We start from the raw sequence: 3,067 nt of genomic DNA, 5'->3' as shown, positions 1-3,067 counted from the left end.
GAATGCGGCAAAGCCGCACCGTGCCTAGAACAAAACCGGGGATTCCTCAGCATTTGGGCTTCTACTGCAGTCGTGTCTTCGTGGCGGTGGGGGTCAGTGGACGTCCTCGTGTCCTCGTGTCCTCGTGTCCTCGCGTCGGTGAACCTCGCCGTGTCATTGTATCGCCGAGGGGCATACCATCGCGCTCGTTCCAGGCTGGGTCGCGTTTCAACGCGCATCTCACGCCCGTTCGACTCACCGTTCAGTGACCTTCAAGGCGGGAACCGCTATGCTCTGCAGCGCGGGGCCAGCACCGAGAGGACACGGAAGCGATGCGAGGCGTATTTTTTGAACCCAAGCCCACCCGAGCGCTGCCACGCGCCGCGACGCAGGCGCGACCGACGCGAGGCCTGTCGCCCGCTTCGCGTACAGGCGAGAGCGCCGCGTCGGCGCCCCTGGTCTCGCTGCAGGCGAGTGACATCTCGTCGACCCTCGACCTGCGTGCGCGCGTGGCCGACAGCCCCCCGGCTCGCGCGGCAGAGGCAGAGGAGCCCGTTGACGTGCGGGTCAACGAGTGGCGCATATGCGAGCCGGGGAAGCGCTATGTCGTCGATACTGCGGGGTGTGGCGCCATCAAGGTCTTCGTGCGCGGGAGCAGCGGACGGGCGTCGGATTACGAGATCGTGTTCCACAGCTACGGGACCCCCGCTTCCCAGGTGGCCGCGGGGACCATCGGCGACCACATCGCAGCCCGCTCGCAGCCACCCGCGGAGGTGCGCGTTCTCGTGATCATGCCCTATGACGTGAGCGCCCAGGTCATGGCTTCCGAGCGACGCCTGCAGGAGGTTCTGTCTCGCGCGCGCGGCCTCGACTACCACGCGACCGTGGTGTGCCTGAACAACATCGAAGGCGAGAAGAACGCGCGCTTCGTGCGGGTCGATCTCACCGGAACGGAGAGCGAGATCGTCGAACGGTGCGCGCCGCTCACGTTGCGCAGCCCGGAGATGACCGAGGCCGATCGGAACGCCAAGATCGCGCTCTTCCAGAGCCTGCCCGTCGATGTGCGAACGCCGGACTTCATCCGTCGCTGGGTCCCGCTCACGCTCGACGAGGCGCGAACGGTCGCCGACGGCGTTCGTCGAGCGCGTGCCCCCTGGTGGCTGCGCGCCCTGGGCGCCTGCTGCAGCACCGCTCCACCGGGGCTGTCGTGAGGGGGGGCGCGCCCTTTCTTCGCGGCGCGATCCTGGCCGATCACCGCGCGTGAGCACGAGACTCAACGTCGCCACAGCAGGCGCTGACGCATTTCAGGTCTCTTTCATCGGCGTCCGATACAGTTGCATCAGGTGCCGGCATGCGTGGAATGGAGTCACCTGAAGCGAGGATTCCGACATGACCGCGGTCCAATCTCTGCTCCATCGCGCGACCGGCCGCGTCCAGAGCCCGTTCCTGGGCGTGGAGGGCGGCGTCAGAGACGCGTCTTCGCCGTGCGCGCCCCCCCTGTCAACGCCGTCGGTCGACGGGTTCACAGCGGGAGACGTGGCCTCGCCTCCCACTGCTCAGGGAGCTGCGACCCCGACACGCCTGCTCGCCCTGGCCATGCTGGGCGTCACGGTGGTGGGCAGCCTCGGAGGGTGCGTGGCGCAGTCGGCCACGGCGACCTTCAGCCAGAGCGTCTCCGCCGCCGACCAGAAGGCGCTGCGCGAGGGGCTCGACGCCTACGTGCGCGACCACGCCGGCGCCGATCCGAGCGAGGCCGCCGTCGATGAGGCGTCCGCCGCGTACGCCGACATTCGCAGCGCCGCCAACGAGCGCGAGCTGAGCGCGCTGCCCGCTCCCGTCGCGCAAGCCTTCCGCCACGCATCGGGCACGACCCGCGCCTGGATCGATCAGCGCCTCGAGGTGGCGGGCGACCATGCGGGCGGCGGCACGATGTACGGTCACGCCGAGCCTCGTGAGCACGCGCGTCTCGCCGACGTCGAGGCCAGCGCCATCTCTCACGCGCGCGACCGCGTTCTCGTGGCGCCCGCGCTCACGGCAGAGCCGTTCTCGACACGGGCAGGCGCGCCGTATCACGGCGATTCTCCGCACTACCGCCACGCCCTCGAGGTAGAGGGGCAGCGCCTGCAAGACGCCAAGGACGCCATCCGCAACCTGCCTCCTGGCGCGGGTCGGGTGATGGGGTCGTATCTCGATCAGGCCGCGCGCACCTGGTCATCGGAGCCGGCGCAGTAGAACGGGCGTCTCGCTTCCATCTCGATCAGGCCGCACGCACCTGGTCATCGGAGCCGGCGCAGTAGAACGGGCGTCTCGCTTCCCCGCGGACTTCGCCGATAAACCTTCATCTGGCTCTCATCTTCTCTCCATCGGCGATTCATGAGCCCGTGTCATGATGGGGTTGCGGAAGGCAGCGTCCCAGAAGGCGGCAGTCACGAGGTAACCGGCAGTGCCTCGTGGGGGCCGATCGGAGGGGGCGCTGCCAACGTATTTCCCTGCGCTGATGGGCGCGCTGGCACCTTGTGAGCGGCGCGACGAGCGCCCATCGCGGGGCTCCCATCGCGGGGTTCCCATCTCGGGGCTCCCATCGCGGGGGCAGCCGGGGCGCGCTGGGCAGGGAACGCTCAGAGCCGGTCGAGCAGAAGCTCGAGCGGTTCGCGCCGCACCTGATCCGCGCACGACTCGAGCAGGCGCCGCACGCACATCGCGATGATGCGGGCGTGACTGGCGAACAGCTGGTCGGCAAGGGCACCGTCGACCAGCAGCCACGCCACGTCGGTCACGCCGCCGTGGGCGCCTTGCAGGGGGGGCATCTCGTCTTCGTCGAGGCGCGCAAGAAGCACCGTCGACTCGATCCAGGCGTGATCGGTGTTGCGGTAGTCACGCACCAGAACACGCGCGATGACCTCGGCGCCAGCGGCGTCGACGGCGAGGCCGAGCTTCTCGGTCACCACGCGGGTGAAGGCCTGGGCGTTCGTCTCGCCTGGCGCCACGAAGGTGCCCGGAAGCCCCCACTGCCCCGTGTCGGCGCGCTTGACAAGGGCGAACTCGAAGGCGCGTCGCCCGTGGTTCACGCGCGTCACCACGGCATCGA

Annotated in this window: 3 protein-coding genes; 2 read left to right on the top strand and 1 reads right to left on the bottom strand. The window is 69.1% G+C overall.

The features are described from left to right. Positions 1–311: 311 nt before the first annotated feature. Positions 312–1,190: a hypothetical protein gene (locus EB084_22625; GenBank protein NDD31060.1), complete on the top strand. Its 879-nt coding sequence runs from the start codon at positions 312–314 to the stop codon at positions 1,188–1,190. A gap of 178 nt (positions 1,191–1,368) precedes the next feature. Beyond that, entirely contained in the window at positions 1,369–2,211 is an 843-nt protein-coding gene (locus EB084_22620) for a hypothetical protein (protein ID NDD31059.1), read from the top strand. A 386-nt stretch (positions 2,212–2,597) separates the two neighbouring features. On the opposite strand, the gene EB084_22615 is transcribed toward EB084_22620, so the two are convergent. Next, positions 2,598–3,067, bottom strand: a 470-nt coding sequence (locus EB084_22615; GenBank protein NDD31058.1) for an NUDIX domain-containing protein, incomplete at its 5' end; no start/stop codon positions are given.

This window comes from Pseudomonadota bacterium, from assembly GCA_010028905.1.
Taxonomy (GTDB): domain Bacteria; phylum Vulcanimicrobiota; class Xenobia; order RGZZ01; family RGZZ01; genus RGZZ01.
The sequence above is the reverse complement of the archived record's forward strand: the minus strand, read 5'-3'. Positions and strand labels throughout refer to the sequence as shown.

Coding starts and splice junctions, on each gene's coding strand:
- EB084_22625 (NDD31060.1), top strand. CDS start 312: ATGCGAGGCGTATTTTTTGAACCCAAGCCCACCCGAGCGCTGCCACGC.
- EB084_22620 (NDD31059.1), top strand. CDS start 1,369: ATGACCGCGGTCCAATCTCTGCTCCATCGCGCGACCGGCCGCGTCCAG.